The 14429-nt window shown below is 38.1% G+C and carries 16 protein-coding genes; 5 read left to right on the top strand and 11 right to left on the bottom strand.

Translation table 11 applies throughout. The features are described from left to right. Positions 1-236 precede the first annotated feature (236 nt). The 3 genes from rmuC to ACWIX0_RS00980 form a co-directional block, all read right to left on the bottom strand. Entirely contained in the window at positions 237-1895 is a 1659-nt protein-coding gene (gene rmuC / locus ACWIX0_RS00990; protein ID WP_454171160.1) for a DNA recombination protein RmuC, read from the bottom strand. Between the two features lie 514 nt (positions 1896-2409). Further along, positions 2410-2586: a hypothetical protein gene (locus ACWIX0_RS00985; RefSeq protein ID WP_454171158.1), complete on the bottom strand. Its 177-nt coding sequence runs from the start codon at positions 2584-2586 to the stop codon at positions 2410-2412. 237 nt (positions 2587-2823) lie between these two features. Beyond that, complete coding sequence (locus tag ACWIX0_RS00980; protein WP_454171157.1) at positions 2824-3015, bottom strand: hypothetical protein; 192 nt, start codon at positions 3013-3015, stop codon at positions 2824-2826. A gap of 271 nt (positions 3016-3286) precedes the next feature. Between ACWIX0_RS00980 and ACWIX0_RS00975 the strand changes: the two genes are divergently transcribed. The 3 genes from ACWIX0_RS00975 (at position 3287) to ACWIX0_RS00965 (ending at position 5425) form a co-directional block, all read left to right on the top strand. After that, a complete protein-coding gene (locus ACWIX0_RS00975) occupies positions 3287-3775 on the top strand; it encodes a hypothetical protein (RefSeq protein ID WP_454171155.1) in 489 nt (162 codons plus the stop codon). Positions 3776-3920: 145 nt separating this feature from the next. Then, positions 3921-4361: a hypothetical protein gene (locus ACWIX0_RS00970; RefSeq protein ID WP_454171154.1), complete on the top strand. Its 441-nt coding sequence runs from the start codon at positions 3921-3923 to the stop codon at positions 4359-4361. Positions 4362-4765: 404 nt separating this feature from the next. Further along, entirely contained in the window at positions 4766-5425 is a 660-nt protein-coding gene (locus ACWIX0_RS00965) for a hypothetical protein (RefSeq protein WP_454171152.1), read from the top strand. Between the two features lie 915 nt (positions 5426-6340). On the opposite strand, the gene ACWIX0_RS00960 is transcribed toward ACWIX0_RS00965, so the two are convergent. Then, positions 6341-7141: an outer membrane beta-barrel protein gene (locus tag ACWIX0_RS00960; protein ID WP_454171151.1), complete on the bottom strand. Its 801-nt coding sequence runs from the start codon at positions 7139-7141 to the stop codon at positions 6341-6343. A 211-nt stretch (positions 7142-7352) separates the two neighbouring features. Then, a complete protein-coding gene (locus ACWIX0_RS00955; protein WP_454171241.1) occupies positions 7353-8567 on the bottom strand; it encodes an aspartate aminotransferase family protein in 1215 nt (404 codons plus the stop codon). Between the two features lie 725 nt (positions 8568-9292). Here ACWIX0_RS00955 and ACWIX0_RS00950 point away from each other — a divergent pair. Both ACWIX0_RS00950 and ACWIX0_RS00945 read left to right on the top strand, forming a co-directional pair. Continuing rightward, positions 9293-9772, top strand: coding sequence for a hypothetical protein (locus tag ACWIX0_RS00950; protein WP_454171149.1), 480 nt, complete (start codon positions 9293-9295; stop codon positions 9770-9772). Next, positions 9723-10160: a DUF268 domain-containing protein gene (locus ACWIX0_RS00945; protein ID WP_454171147.1), complete on the top strand. Its 438-nt coding sequence runs from the start codon at positions 9723-9725 to the stop codon at positions 10158-10160. The genes ACWIX0_RS00950 and ACWIX0_RS00945 overlap by 50 nt, the downstream gene beginning before the upstream one ends. Before the next feature lie 326 nt (positions 10161-10486). Here ACWIX0_RS00945 and rplT read toward each other — a convergent pair whose 3' ends face one another. From rplT to thrS, 6 genes are all read right to left on the bottom strand, one after another. Continuing rightward, positions 10487-10840, bottom strand: a complete 354-nt coding sequence (gene rplT / locus ACWIX0_RS00940; RefSeq protein WP_454151599.1) for a 50S ribosomal protein L20 — start codon at positions 10838-10840, stop codon at positions 10487-10489. Between the two features lie 355 nt (positions 10841-11195). After that, positions 11196-11390 (bottom strand): 50S ribosomal protein L35, encoded by a 195-nt coding sequence (gene rpmI / locus ACWIX0_RS00935; RefSeq protein ID WP_023926866.1) that lies wholly within the window; start codon positions 11388-11390, stop codon positions 11196-11198. Between the two features lie 21 nt (positions 11391-11411). Beyond that, on the bottom strand, positions 11412-11786 hold the full coding sequence (locus ACWIX0_RS00930; protein ID WP_454171146.1) for a hypothetical protein: 375 nt from the start codon (positions 11784-11786) through the stop codon (positions 11412-11414). Beyond that, entirely contained in the window at positions 11786-11947 is a 162-nt protein-coding gene (locus ACWIX0_RS00925; RefSeq protein WP_454171144.1) for a hypothetical protein, read from the bottom strand. Before ACWIX0_RS00925 ends, ACWIX0_RS00930 begins: the two co-directional genes overlap by 1 nt. A gap of 54 nt (positions 11948-12001) precedes the next feature. After that, positions 12002-12520, bottom strand: a complete 519-nt coding sequence (gene infC / locus ACWIX0_RS00920) for a translation initiation factor IF-3 (RefSeq protein WP_454151602.1) — start codon at positions 12518-12520, stop codon at positions 12002-12004. After that, positions 12513-14390, bottom strand: coding sequence for a threonine--tRNA ligase (gene thrS, locus ACWIX0_RS00915; protein ID WP_454171143.1), 1878 nt, complete (start codon positions 14388-14390; stop codon positions 12513-12515). The genes infC and thrS overlap by 8 nt, the downstream gene beginning before the upstream one ends. Positions 14391-14429: the final 39 nt, after the last annotated feature.

The following is a 14429-nucleotide window of genomic DNA, read 5'->3' as shown; positions in this document are numbered from 1 at the left end:
GCTTAGATTTACGCAACGATTTTGCTTTTTAGATTTTGGTATTTTTAGCCGTGCAAATTCTAATCCACAAACGCAAAAAAAGCGTTAATAAACAATCCTAAAACCACATAGACATTGTAAAAACATCGTAAAAAATCATAAAAATAGCGCAAAAAGCTAATAAAATCCCCAAATCCTCAAACTCCCAAAAACCAAAAATCCACCACCACAGCTAAGCCAAATCTAGCCAAACCAAACTAAATCTGTGGAATATCCCCCTCCTCTCTAATCTCTGCTAGCTCTTTAGAATCCATAGATTCTACTAACGCCCATTTTTCATCATTGTCGATGATTTTTGTTTTGTCTAGTTTGTCTAAATCCTCTTTTTGTGCCTCGCCTTGTTTGTCGCTAGATTCTTGGATTTTAGCTAGTGATTTTTTTGTCTTTGCCCCTAGATCTTTTAATAGCTCAAACTTTGAAGCAAGCCCGCCTTTTCCACTTAGCTTTGTCTCCATATCATCGCTTTTGTTTTGGGCTTGGGACAAAAGTGCTTTTAGTTTTTCAAAATCCTCGCAAACCGCCACAAACTTATCATAAAACCTACCAATCTCCTCAAATGCCTTTTTCACATTTTCATCGCTTTGTATATGCACCCAACTAATGCTAATGGTTTTTAACGCCATAAAAAGCGTGTGTGGCGTGGTAAGGTAGATTTCCCTTTGGTAAGCGTATTGATAAATATACGGGTCGGCATTTAGTGCCAAATCTAAAATATTGTTATAAGGCACAAAAAGCAAGATAAATTCTGAGATTTGTGCCTTTGCAAACGCGGGATTTGCTGATTTAAATTTTTTATAGGGCTTTTTTGCTAGCTCATCTATGCGGGATTTTAGATTTTTTGCGATTTGGGCTTGCAAGAGCGGATTTGTGATTAGGGCATTATCATTTGGGCTAGAATCTTTGTCATTTTTATGTGGATTTTGGTTTTTTTGATTTGAAAAAGAGTCGTGGCTAAAATCCGCGTTGTTTTCATTTTGGCTTTTTTGTCCTGCTTTTTTTGTAGCATTTACGCTACCCGCGCCACCATAACCCAAATCGCCCAAATCCTCATAGCCCATATTATTTAAATCATTTGCATAGCTATCAAAATCAGGCAAATTTGGCAACGAAAATTTAGAATCAATGATTATCCCCTTGTCTTTGTCAAAATACACCACCGCATCGGGGATATATCGCTTTCCCTCCTCATTAAAACCACTTTGAATCTCATAATTTACCCCCTCTTGCAGCCCGCTAGATTCTAGCACCGCTTTTAGTTGTAGCTCTCCAAAATTCCCCCGCACCTTTTTATCGCCTTGTAGCACCTTTGCTAGCCTATTTGCATCCTCGCCTAATTTACGCGAATACTCAAAGATATGAGAAATATTTGCCTTTAGGTTTGCCTCATTTTGTAGCAATGTCTTAGAATAATCCTCTATTTCTTTTTTTATGGGGTTAAAAATCTCCTCTAGCATTTCCCTAGAATCCTTATTTAAAGCGATTTTGTTTTGGTGTAGCAGGGCTTCTTTTTGGGTTTGTATGTTTTTTTGGAGGTTTTTTTCTAGCTCTTCTTTTAGGGTTTTTAGGTTTTCTTGGGCTTGTTTTTGGAGATTTTCTAGCTCAAGTTTGTGGGTTTGCCTTAGCTCTTTTATTTGGGAGGTTTTGTCCTCTAGGGCTTGTGCGTGAAAATGCTGTGCTGATTGCAAAGTGGCTTGGAAATGGGCTTTTTCTTGGGCTAGATTTTGGGATTCTTTTGTAGAGTTGGCTAGGAGATTTTGGGTGTTTTGCAGGGTAGATTTTAGCGTCCTTGCCCGCACGATAGCGATGATACAAAGAATCGCTAGTATGGCATTTAGAGACAGAGATAAACTAAGCATTGGTGTCCTTTTGTGGTTTTGGCGTGTTTTGTTTTTTTGTTGTTTTGGTGGGGATTTGGGCGTTTTTGTTATCTTTGTAGCGATTTTGCTTTTGCTTAAATCTTTATGTTTTGAAGACCCGTGATTATAGCATAGATTCTATCGTGGCACATTATTTGGGCAAAATTTAGGCAGAGTGTTTTTAGTGTATTTTGGGACAGATTGGGATAGATACCACGATTTTAGCAATTTTAATCAGTTCGCAAAATCTTGCGATAAGATTTTGCGCGACATTTTGTCATTGTAAGATTTTGCGCAATCTTTAGTCAAACAAGAATTTTTGTCATTGCGAGCAGATTTTGACAAAAATCGCGTGGCAATCCACAATTAAACATTGCTAAATAACGCTTTTTGTAATTTTTGGTTATAGATTGCCACGCGTTGCGGTCGCTTGTAATGACAAAGTAAGTTGTCATATTAAGATTTCGCAAGAAAACAAAATATCTCTATTTCCTTAGTTGAGACACTTCGCTTTCTACGCTCCATCAGTATGACAATGTTTTTTTGTTTTTATAGTTTGCCACGCATTTTTATCAAAATCCGCTCGCAATGACGACAAAGAACCCCCCTCCCTTGCGGGGTCGCTACTCTCTTGTTCCCCCTCCCTTAGCACGAGGGGGTTAGGGGGTGGGTTCTTGTCGGACTTAAACATAGCCTACTTTTATATATTGTCATATTTAGACAAAAAAAGAAATCGAAGTATCCAAAAATAGATTGCCACGCCGATTTTGTCAAAATCCGCTCGCCAAATCTGCTCACAATGACGGGATTTTCTAAAAACCGCGTCCCGCTTGTTTTTTGCAACTAAACGATATGGCAAAAATATTTTTTAAACACCACAAAAGCACCAAAAAACCTCTCATCTAAATCCCATAGAAATGTTCATTTTTTAAGCAAAAATTTGTGGATATGTTCTAGCCTTTTTGATGTCAAATTTTGATAGCCAAAAATGCCCAAAAATCGTGCGAAAAATGTGTATATTTTCTACATATTTTTGGTTAAATTTTGTTGTGTTTGCTAGTTTCGTTTGCGTGGGCATTTGTGGCTTTTCTCTACAAAAATGGCAAAAATTTTTTAACATTTTTTTGCGCCTTTAAGGAATCGTTTTTTTTTTTTTGTATAATTCTAGTAAGAAAATTTCCTCCCTAGTAAGAGGATAAACTGCTAAAGAAAAGTTCTTTAAAATTGTCTTTTGGCAGAGCTATAAGAAAGCATCAAAATCCCTTGTAGGACGATAATTTGCCACCTTTTTATTAAGCCTACTTAGCCTACATAGCTAGTATGCCAAAAGAGATTTTTCTCATTTTGTCTAGCATAATGAGAAACAAAAAATTGTCTCTAAGGAGAGAGCTATGTATGTTTCTATGTATGATTTTTGTCGTAGTAAAAAAATGGGAAAATTCCCCCTTATTTTATTGATAAATCTAATATTTCTAGCAGGCTTTGCTAGCGCACTAGATTTGCTAGAAGTCTCACAAAATCTAAATGTAAAAAAAGAGCGAAGCAAAAAGCCAGATTTTTGCTCATTTGCCGTAGGCAAAAAGGGCAATCCGCCAAAATTAAGTAGCGCAAATAGAATCGCTTGCTACAAAAACAAACTCTACACCTACAACACAAGAAAAAGCCAAGAGCTAACCCCCATAATCCCAGAGATAGGCAGTATCGCCTGCGCTTGCAATAGTGGAAATATGCTAGCAAAAGTCAAAGCAATAAGCCTTTTTGGGAAAACAAACAGCAAGCCAAAACAAAAAAAGCAAAAAGTGGCAAAAAAGCAGGATAAAAGCGCAAAAACAAGCCAAGATGGGACACAAACAAAGCTAGCGCAACAAAAACCACAATAAACCCTCCTCCTAAGCAAGAGGATAAACTGCTTAAACGCCACGAGGTGATTGCGCTTTGGGTAGTCATATAGATTAGCTAAAGCGGTGATTTTATCGCCCCTCGCAGACTCTGTTTTAAGCCGCGTTCATTGAGGAGCTTTGTCTTGTGTCTGTCCTAAATGAAAGATTTTGGTGCAAAACCTGCACACAAAAGATTTTAGCGGAAAACACAGGAGATAGACTGAATGTCTCTAAGGAGAGAGCTATGAGGCTAGGGAAGTTGAGTATAACAGCAGTAGCTGTATGGTTGGTAGGTGTAAGTTTCGCGGGCATTAGTTTTGTAAATGCTTTTTCTGTATTTGAAATCGCAGGCGAAATCTCCTCTGACAAAATGTTTTGTCAAACAAGCGCATCGTTTAAGGATTCTAACACTTCGGGCGAAACGCTTGTATGCTACAAAAACAAGTTGTATCTTTACAACCTACGCAAAGGCGAGTCATTGCACGCAGCATTTGATGACAAAGGTCATCAAGCTAGTTGCGCTTGTCCCTTTACCAAAAGTGCTTTTAACGACAGGGCAACCAAAAACAGGCTAGCAAAAAAATAGCCTACCCAAAAACTAACCTCCCAAACAAAAAAGCAAGTAAAAATGAAGGCTCTTTTTGGGATTTTAGTAGATTTTCAAATGCAAAATCTAAATAAGAATCCAAAGATAAATGGAGTCGGTTTTTTGGGGGATTAGTTTAAGTGGGTTTGATTTGCAAGTTAGTTTTGCGCCCCAAGCTAGAATCACTTAAAGTCCTAAGCAAGACGAAAAACTGCTTAACCATAGAGGGACAACACTCAAAAATGAAAAAACATTACAATGAGTTGTTGCCTAAGATAAAAGTTTTATAAAAACTAAACGATATGGTAACAACTATACGCACTTTTTAGAATCTAGCTAAAATCTAGCCTAGATTTTAGGAAGTGTCATAGCCAAGAATGGCGGATTTGAATAAGGAGGTTTGAATGAAAACGAAAACTGCGTTTGTTGGCATTGTGGTTGGTGTCGCGCTTTTTGTGGGCATCGTTGTAAGCGGTGTATATGTCATCGATAGATGGAAAAACTCAAAAAACGAAGAGCAAACACTAACGCTTAATGCCGAAACAAACAACGAAAATAACGGGGCATTGCCCAAAGGCGAGCTATCTGAGCTACAACGAGAAATCATCGATGAAGTCTATGAGCTAGTCGAAGACCAGCTATATGACACCATAGTCAAGCTCGACAACTCACGGGCTTTTGTGAGTATGGAAGATGAGATTATGGAGGATTTTAATAGGGAGCTAAATCCTAAGAAAAAACGCGAGCTAGCAAAAAAACTCGGCGAAAAATACATCGAGGATATGTATGCTAAAGCGTTATTTAAAATCCGTAAAAAAGTCGATAGGCATTTTGATGATGAGTATGTCGATGAAATAGTGCAAGCCGTGATGGAGCAGCTAAAGCCGTATAGGACGGAGGTTGTAAGAAGGTTTGTGCTAGATAATATCTACTCAAGGGTTTCAGATGAGATACTCCAAGAAGTGGCTATGGACTTAGTAAGCGAAGCTAGAGAGGACTATGCCAAAAAGCTCAAAGAAGAAGCTGTAAAGCAAGTCGATGAGTTTGTAAATCGAAAGGACTAGTTTTATAGCACGCTTTTTGTGCCTTTAGGCAGTGTTTTTTGGCAAGTATTTTATTTAGGCATTTGTAGGCGAGGATTGGTAGCACGGGCTACCCCCTCGCCTTTTTTTATTGCTATTTTTTTACTTCTTTTGTTGTGCTTATGATTTTTGCCACACGGTTATATTTCTTTTTACTTCGCTATGAAAGCATTATCACTTATTCTCGTTTATAAATTATCCATAAATTTTGTTTTTTATTTGCTTTAAGCCTTTGTCTTGTTTGGCTGTTTTTTGTCGTGTGATTTTGCGTTGTGATTTGTGTGGATTTTGCTATTTTGGCGGTTTTTTGGAAGTTTGTTTTTGTGTATTTGCAAGAGGTTTTTAAAAAGTTATAAAAAAGTCGCTAAGTGATGTCTAGTCTGCGTGCTAGGAGAGAGCTAGCACCAAACTAGAATCAAACATCTAAAAAGCAAAAACCACACCATTTTTGGTTTATGTTAAAAAATTGCAAAATCCTACAATTTCGTGCTAAGTGGGGAGGTGGGGGCAAGAGGTTTGCAAATCCGCACATGAGAGGGAAATAATGTCATTTAATCCACCTCGTGCTAATTTCTTTGTCATATTTAGCGTAGCAAAATATCTCTATTTGCATTTTTAGATTTTTGAGATACTTCGGCTTCTTGCAAAAACTTAGTATGACAATGTTTTTTTGTTTTTATGGATTACCACGCATTGTATTTAAATCTAAAATACAACGGCTCGCAATGACTTTACCCACTTAAATTTGCCATACTAAAATCTAAAAATCCAAAAGTATCAAAAAATCTACCAAATAAACGCAATTTTGTAAAACGCGATTTTGTAAAATCATCATTTCACAAAGTCTCAAATACCAAAATCTTTTTGTCTAAAAAACCTAACCTAAAAACATAAAATCTAAAACATAAAAGTATATCTGCCAAACACATTATAATCGTGTCTATATTCTATCTTTATGCTTGTGTTTAGCCCTGCTTGAGTGATATTTTCATTTAGCAACACCATAGGCATAAATGGCAATCTAGCCCCTAGCTCGATGCCGTGTCGCCTAGCGATATGGACGCGCAAGCCCGCATTTAGCGCGACATCAAGCCCACTCTGTCTTACTTTAAACCCCATATTATTAGCTTTTATATCTTGCTTTATATTTTCAATCTCTTTGCTAAGCCAAGTGTTTCCACCCACGCCACCACCTACAAAAATCCCAAAATTTACTTTTTCTTTTGCGATAAAATTTACAAGCAAATCCAAATTTGCACCATAAGTTATCAAAGTCGCATATTCTTTTTGCCCATCGCTTAGAAATTCAGGCACATACACATCAATTCCCCCAAATATGCGAAATCCAAAATATGGATTAAAAAAATGCTTATACCCCATCAAAAATCCTACACTAAAACTATCGGTTTTTATCGTTGTGCGCTCGCTTGCATTGATAGTAGCACCCATAAATGAAAGTCCGCCACCGCTAGTAACTTGTCTAAACTCACCATAGCCATAATTAGCCCCGATAAATGCGCCACTACTTTCAGCAAGGCATACAGAGCCACAAGAAGCTAAAAACGCGACACTAAAAGCACAAATTTTTGTAGTAAGATTTTTGATTAAGTTAAATTGAGCCAAGATTTTATAAGCAAAAAGAAAAACAAACTCACTATATTTTAAAAACCAAAACAATGTAATTTTAAGATTATTCATAGTCGTTGCCTCGCTTTTTATTATTTTTTTGTTTGATTTTGTCGTTTAAACATCATCAAACAAAGATAAAAATTTTAGGCATTGTATCGAAAATATTTATCTAATCTACAAATTATGTATAAATATTCGTTAGATTAAAATATCGTGGATTTTGGTTGTGGATTTTACAAAAATCTTTTATCAATACCGACACTGCATTTGCAATAACCGCTTAAGCAAAATCATCAAACACAGATTCTAGGATTTTTTGCATTTGCTTTATATGCTTGGGCTTAATGATTAGCGGTGGGGCAAAGCGCAGAGTATTTTTGCCTGCGGGCAAGATGATAAGCCCTTTTTTGAGAGCGGATTCTATGATTTGGGTTATCTTTAGGCTACTTTCTAGCTCTAGCCCTGCTAGTAGCCCCATAGAGCGCACCTCTTTGATAACGCTATACTTGCTTTTCATTGATTCTAGGGCATTTTTTAGCAATGGAGCATTAGCATTTACTCTCTCTAAAATCTTTTGTTTTTCAAATATGTCAAACACCTTGCTAACCGCCGCACACGCAAATGGATTCCCTCCATAAGTGCTTCCGTGTTCGCCTTTTTCTAGCGAATGTTGGGCTACTTTTTGATTTAGCACAAATGCCCCCACAGGCACGCCACAGCCCAAAGCCTTTGCAGTAGTGAGAATATCTGGCATTATTCCGTATTGTTGATAGGCAAACATACTGCCACTTCGTGCCATACCACATTGGATTTCATCTAGGATAAGTAGTATGTCTTGAGTTTTGCAAATATGGTGCAAATCGCGCAAAAACTTCCTTTTCGCAGGCAAAATCCCGCTCTCTCCTTGCACAGGCTCTAAGATTATCGCACAGATTTTAGAATCTTTTGCGTTGCTTGACTTGGCGTATTTGGCGATAAGATTTTCCACACTTTTTATGTCGTTAAATTCTGCAAATTCTACCCAATCTAGCAAAGGTTTAAATGGCTTTTGGTAAGTTTCATTGCCCGTGATGGATAGCGCGCCTAAAGTGCGTCCGTGAAAAGAGTCCTTAAAAGCGATGATTTTTGGGTGGGTTATGCCTTTGTTGTAGGCGTATTTTTTTGCTACTTTTAGTGCGCCCTCGATAGCTTCTGCCCCGCTATTTGTAAAAAATACTTTTGATAAATGCGATGCTTTTGCTAGCTTGTTTGCGGCTTTTATCGCAAGGGTGTTGTAGTATAAATTTGAGATATGTAGCAGTTTGCTAGCTTGCTTTTTTAGGGCATTTGTGAAGTCTTTGTGTGCGTATCCTAACGCATTTACTGCGATTCCCGCACCAAAATCTAAATATTTTTTGCCTAGCGTATCATATAGATATACGCCCCTCCCGCGCTCAAAGACAACCTCTTGCCTAGCATAAATAGGCAAAATCGCACTTGTTTTTGCAGTTTTGATTGCGCTATTTATATCATTTTGTCGTTTTGATTTTGTCATTTTGATTTCCTTTGGTCTGATGTGGCTAAACCCAACTTAAGCGACTTATTTTTATCATTTTTATACCACGATTGGTATAAATCTTGCCATTTGATTTTGGCATTATATCTAAAATGAAGTTGCTTTTAAGTTTTTAAGTAAGGTAAGATTTTTGGCTTCTTTCAAATTGGTTACTCTATACTTCACATATTGTATTCCTTGCATTTGTTTTAGTTGCAAAACGAATTGATAATTTTAATCTCATTGATATGATTTTTTCGCTTTTTTCAAAAACATCATTTTTAAATATCTTGAATAGTAATGAATCTTATATTGATATTATTTACAAATTGCAAATACAACTAAAGTAAAAAAATACACCGCTTAAGCCACCTCAAAATAATTATTAAAAACCAATCGTAACCCAAATCATAAAAACTGATTGTAAAATCAAGACAATTAAGATGATTTTTGTATATGTTTTATATTTGTGTGGAGAACTTTTTGGGCGAGATTTCGTGTTGTCTAAAAGTAGTTATATTAGATTCAACAAATGCCAGATTAAAAAACTAATAAATCAAACAAGAGAACAAAATCTTGGATATAATTCCAAAATCAAAGCGCAAAAACCCTATCAATTTCCATTAAAATTGATAGAGAAAATCCGCTTAATGTGGATTAAGACTAAGACAATGAGAGGAGAAATAATGACAACTGCACAAAAAATCAAACGCGAGATAAAGCGAATCTTGCGACAAATTGGGATTATAAAAACGCCACACAATGTAAGAATGATGAGTGATAGCGAGATTCAAGCCGATATGGCTGAGTATAAACGCCTGAATAACGATACGCGCTTTGTGATGGAAAAGGAAAATCTCTACATTTGCAAAGGCGACAAATACACGGAAAATGGCGGAGTTATCGATAACTCTTACTTTATCCAAGATATTTGGGGTGCGCGAAAAGTGCTAGAAAATCACCCTGCGGTGCATTATGATGTGGGTTCTAGCGTATGGGGATTTATTGCGCATTTACTAGCGCAAAAGCAAAAAATCGTGCTTATTGACATTCGCAAAATGTCAAATGATTTTAACACCACATTTCTAAACGGGGGGGGGGAATCGTCCCTGTGGCGTGGAATATATCCAAGCAGATGCGACAAATTTAGAATATATCAAAGATGAGAGTGTAGAATCTATCTCCGCGCTTTGTAGCGTGGAGCATTTTGGGCTTGGGCGATTTGGTGATAAAATCCAGCCAGATGCGTGGGAGTGCGCTTTGAAGGCATTTCAGCGCGTTTTGAAAAAGGGCGGGAGGTTATATTTTAGTGTCCCTGTGGGGCAAATTAGCAAGGTTTGTTTTAACGCCCACCGCGTATTTCGCCCAGAGATCATCATCGATACGCTTGATAAGATGGACATCGCGGAGTTTAGCTATATCGATGGTTTTGGGACGATTATGTGTATGGAGCGCAAAAATGGTGCGTTGCAGGTGTATAAAGACAAGTTAGATTCTATCCCTGAATACAAAAATAACGGCGTGGTAGGAATTTTTGAGTTTGTGAAAAGGTAGTGGGTTTTATAAATAAATGTAATAGTTTTCAAAGATATGACAACGAGAAGTATGCGATTTAAGATTTTTACATAATAACGCTACATCTTCTAACTCGTAATCTTTACTATGAATGATTTCTAAGTATATTTTGATTTGTTCGGTTATGTTGTTTGTATTGTATAGATTATAGAAGTCAAGCAAGTTAATCAGCTTCACTCTTGCCCTTTTGTATTGAATAGTCAATACTATTTATTGCTGTGATGATAAAGCTAACCATAATTTCGTTAGCTTTATCACCGTTATGCGCAATACACGATAAACAATGCTGTCCTATTGCTATCGCGCTATTTCATTGCGCCTTTTGCGCTTTGCACGAGTTTATTAAAGCTCTCAATGTCATTTAACGCCATATCGGCGAGAATCTTCCTATCCATCTCGATATTTGCGAGCTTTAGCCCGTGCATAAACTTAGAATAGCTTATATCCTGCATTCTGCACGCGGCATTGATACGGATAATCCAAAGACTTCTAAAATCGCGCTTTTTTTGCTTCCTGTCGCGAAACGCATAGCACAAACTTCGCTCTAGTTGCTCTTTTGCCTTGCGGAAATGCTTCCTACGCCCGCTATAAAAGCCTTTTGCCTGTTTTAGGACTTTTTTGTGTCGCCTACGGCGCACTATGCCTGTTTTTACTCTCATTGTTTCTCCTTTACCTTTTTTAGGTGCAACTCTTATTTCACGCTTGTGCTTTTGGGCGTATTTGTGAGATTATTTCGGTTATTTCGCCTGCGATGAATGACATATTCTATCTTGGCTCATAGCCTCATAAAGCCCATAAACACGCCTCAAAATCCCTGCGCTTATTTTTATTGTTTTAGAGTTAATCTTTCCCTTTTTGCGTATTTGTAAAAATCTATTTTACGCATTTTTAAGGGGGACTTTGACTGAAACTTCTCTTTTTTACTCGCATTTTTTGTGCATTTTAAAATGTGCAAGCCTTATAAACGCTCCACATTAAGCGATTTATCCACATTGTGAAATCTATGCCACAACGCTACGCTTGGCAAAGTAGATTTTTCACAGAATCAATATTCGCGCTATGCACAAAATGGGGCGATTTTAGTCGCGCTTTGCGCTTGGGCGATTTTTTTGTCAATATATGACTGCGAAACGCACTGCCGCGTTTGATAAGATTTTTTTTGCATTTAAATCTTTTTGCCGCCCCGCGATTTGTTTTCATCTTTGGCATTTGCTACCTCCTTTCATAAGATTAGATATTGCTATGTTGCACAGCGTATTTATGTATGTTGTTATTTTGTGTGATAATATCCATATTTTCGTCAATAATCCCTTGATATATTGCATTATTTTCATCGACTACTTTTTTATTTAAATAGCCCTGCATATAGTATTTGTAATACAAATCAAGGGCAGTTAAAATTTTAAATTTAGCGAGCGTTATGCCATTTTCGTCCAAATTTTTATCAGCATTAGAATCTAAATAGTTTTCTATTTTTTGCGTCATAGAAAATTCTATCTCCACAGTGGCACTTTGGATAAAAATCTTTTTAGCAATCCAAAATGACGCCAAAATCGTAACAATAGGCAACAATATATTTGCAAATTTTAGTGTAATCTCTAGCATTATTTTTTTACTTCTTTAGCTTGTTTTGTGGTTTGTTTTGTGTTAGTTTTTGCTTGCTCTGCTATTCCTTGTGCGCGGATTTTTTTTGCTAACTCTAATGCTAGGCCATAACCACTTAAATGTTTAGAATTTACTTGTGTTGTTGTTTGATTCTCGCTCATTTTTGCTCCTAATTTTTGTAAGTTTGGCATTATACCACAAACTCACTTCGTCTTTCACTTGACTTTTTTAGGCACATACAGCACGGAGAGATACCGCCCCTCTAGCTTTGGCTCTTTTTCTGCTATCGCGATTTCCTCTATCATTGCTGCGACTTTTTTTAGCGTATCAGCCCCAGCTTCAGGGATATTTACCTCGCGCTGTTTTAAAAATACTTTGAATCGCACATGTTTTCCAGAATTTAAAAACTCGATTGCGTGTTTTACTTTGTAGTTGATGTCGTTTTGGGCGATTTGGGTGGAGAGTTTGATTTCTTTGATGTCGATTTGTTTTTGCTTTTTGCGCGCTTCTTTTTGTCGCTTTTCTTGATGATAGCGGAATTTCCCATAGTCCATTACTTTACAGACAGGTGGTTTGGCATTTGGCGAGATAAGCACCAAATCCAAATCCTCCCTCACCGCGATTTCTAACGCCTCCCTAGAGCTCATCACCCCATACACTTCGCCACTATCGCTGATACAGCGCACTTCGCTAAGGTTTATTTCCTCATTTATTAGCACTTCTTCTTTACTCAAAGCTCACCCTTTGCAATTTAGATTTTACCATTTCCAAAAATTCTCCTTCGCTTAGATTATATTGTGAATCCTCTTTTTTCACGCGTCTATCGCGCAATGCTAGCATTTTGGATTCCACTTCGTTTGCACCGATGACGGCGATTAAAGGCACGCGGGCTTTTTCTGCGTTGCGCACGCGCTTTGATAGGGTTTCATTTTTATCACTCACTTCGCTATATGCGCCGATTTCGCGCAGTTTTAGCTGGATTTCTTTCGCATACGCGTTTTGCTCTTGCCCGATAGGGATAAGCACCACTTGGGTGGGCGCAAGGGCGAAAGGAAACTCCCCGCTAAAATGCTCTGTCAAAATCGCTACAAACCGCTCAAAACTCCCCAAAATCGCGCGGTGTAGCATCACAGGCCGTTTGGCTTCGTTATTTTCATCGATATATTCTAGCTCAAATCTTTCAGGCAGATTCATATCCACCTGCACCGTGCCACATTGCCATTTTCGCCCTATCGCATCGGTTATCTTTATGTCAATCTTAGGTCCATAAAACGCCCCACCACCCTCATCTATGCCGTATTTTATGCCGTTTTTTTCTAGCGCGTTTTGTAGCGCAAGCGTAGCGGATTCCCATATTTCATCTTCGCCTATGGACTTGCTTGGGCGCGTGCTTAGCTCCATCTCATAGCTAAAATCAAAGGCTTTCATTATCTTGTGCGTAAATTCTAGAATCTGATTGACTTCGCTTTCAATCTGACTAGGCAGGCAAAAAATATGCGCATCATCTTGGGTAAATTCTCTCACCCTCAAAAGCCCGTGAAGCACGCCACTTTTTTCGTGGCGATGCACGATTCCGTATTCATAAAATCTTAACGGCAATTCGCGGTAGCTTCGCTTAGCACTTTGATAGACTTTGATATGCCCGACACAATTCATAGGCTTTATGCCGTATTCTTGCTCATCGATGGTGGTGAAATACATATTTTCTTTGTAGTTGGCATAATGCCCGCTTTTGCGCCACACATCGCTTTTTAGGATTTCAGGGGCGCGCACAGGCTCATATTCGCGCATTATCAGCGCGCGGGTGAGTAGCTCTTCTATTTTACGGCGCAATCTCGCACCCGCAGGTAGCCATATCGGCAGTCCCGCGCCGATTTCTTCATCAAATGTGAAAAGCCCCATTTCTTGCCCAAGTTTTCTATGGTCGCGCTTTTTTGCCTCCTCCATTTGCGTGATATAGGAATCTAGCGACTCTTTATCCGCAAAGGCAATGCCATAGATTCTTGTCAGCATTTGCGCACTCTCATCGCCCCCTAGATACGCTCCTGCGATTTTGGTAAGCTTAAAATGCGCTAAAAGTTTGGTATTTGGCAAATGCGGTCCCCGACACAAATCAAAAAAATCGCCCTGCGTGTAAATCCCAAAGCTATCCCCTGTAATCTTGCTCATCACCGCGAGTTTGAGCTCATCATCGGCAAATCTCTCTTGCGCGTCTTTGCGAGTCATTGTGGATTTGGTGATTTCATAGCCTTTTTGGGCGATTTCTTTCATTTTCTTTTGGATTTTGGGCAAATCCTCCTCGCTGATTTTAGAATCTACCTTAAAATCATAATAAAACCCCTCATCTACCACAGGACCTACAAAGAACTTCGCCTCAGGGTAAAGGCTCTTTATCGCTTGGGCTAGCAAATGCGCACAAGAATGACGGATAATCTCTAGGGCTTCAGGGGAATTGTCAAAATAGATTTTATCCCCGCTAATCCCATCTAAATCCTCTAATCTATCAAAATCTTTGTTAGCATTTTCATTGCTAGATTCTAGCGCGGTTTGTAAATCAAAAATTTTATTATCCTGCTTAAAGCCTATAAGTTGTTTGCTACTCATTTTGTTCCTATTTTTTTATATTTTGGCTAATAAAGCCCA

The sequence above is a fragment of the Helicobacter sp. T3_23-1059 genome (assembly GCF_053654515.1).
This window is presented reverse-complemented; position numbering and strand designations above follow the sequence as displayed.

Bases quoted from the DNA above. Each gene is read 5' to 3' on its own strand.
- rmuC (WP_454171160.1), bottom strand. From the start codon at position 1,895: ATGCTTAGTTTATCTCTGTCTCTAAATGCCATACTAGCGATTCTTTGT.
- ACWIX0_RS00985 (WP_454171158.1), bottom strand. From the start codon at position 2,586: ATGTTTAAGTCCGACAAGAACCCACCCCCTAACCCCCTCGTGCTAAGG.
- ACWIX0_RS00980 (WP_454171157.1), bottom strand. From the start codon at position 3,015: ATGTTAAAAAATTTTTGCCATTTTTGTAGAGAAAAGCCACAAATGCCC.
- ACWIX0_RS00975 (WP_454171155.1), top strand. From the start codon at position 3,287: ATGTATGTTTCTATGTATGATTTTTGTCGTAGTAAAAAAATGGGAAAA.
- ACWIX0_RS00965 (WP_454171152.1), top strand. From the start codon at position 4,766: ATGAAAACGAAAACTGCGTTTGTTGGCATTGTGGTTGGTGTCGCGCTT.
- ACWIX0_RS00960 (WP_454171151.1), bottom strand. From the start codon at position 7,141: ATGAATAATCTTAAAATTACATTGTTTTGGTTTTTAAAATATAGTGAG.
- ACWIX0_RS00950 (WP_454171149.1), top strand. From the start codon at position 9,293: ATGACAACTGCACAAAAAATCAAACGCGAGATAAAGCGAATCTTGCGA.
- rplT (WP_454151599.1), bottom strand. From the start codon at position 10,840: ATGAGAGTAAAAACAGGCATAGTGCGCCGTAGGCGACACAAAAAAGTC.
- rpmI (WP_023926866.1), bottom strand. From the start codon at position 11,390: ATGCCAAAGATGAAAACAAATCGCGGGGCGGCAAAAAGATTTAAATGC.
- ACWIX0_RS00930 (WP_454171146.1), bottom strand. From the start codon at position 11,786: ATGCTAGAGATTACACTAAAATTTGCAAATATATTGTTGCCTATTGTT.
- ACWIX0_RS00925 (WP_454171144.1), bottom strand. From the start codon at position 11,947: ATGAGCGAGAATCAAACAACAACACAAGTAAATTCTAAACATTTAAGT.
- thrS (WP_454171143.1), bottom strand. From the start codon at position 14,390: ATGAGTAGCAAACAACTTATAGGCTTTAAGCAGGATAATAAAATTTTT.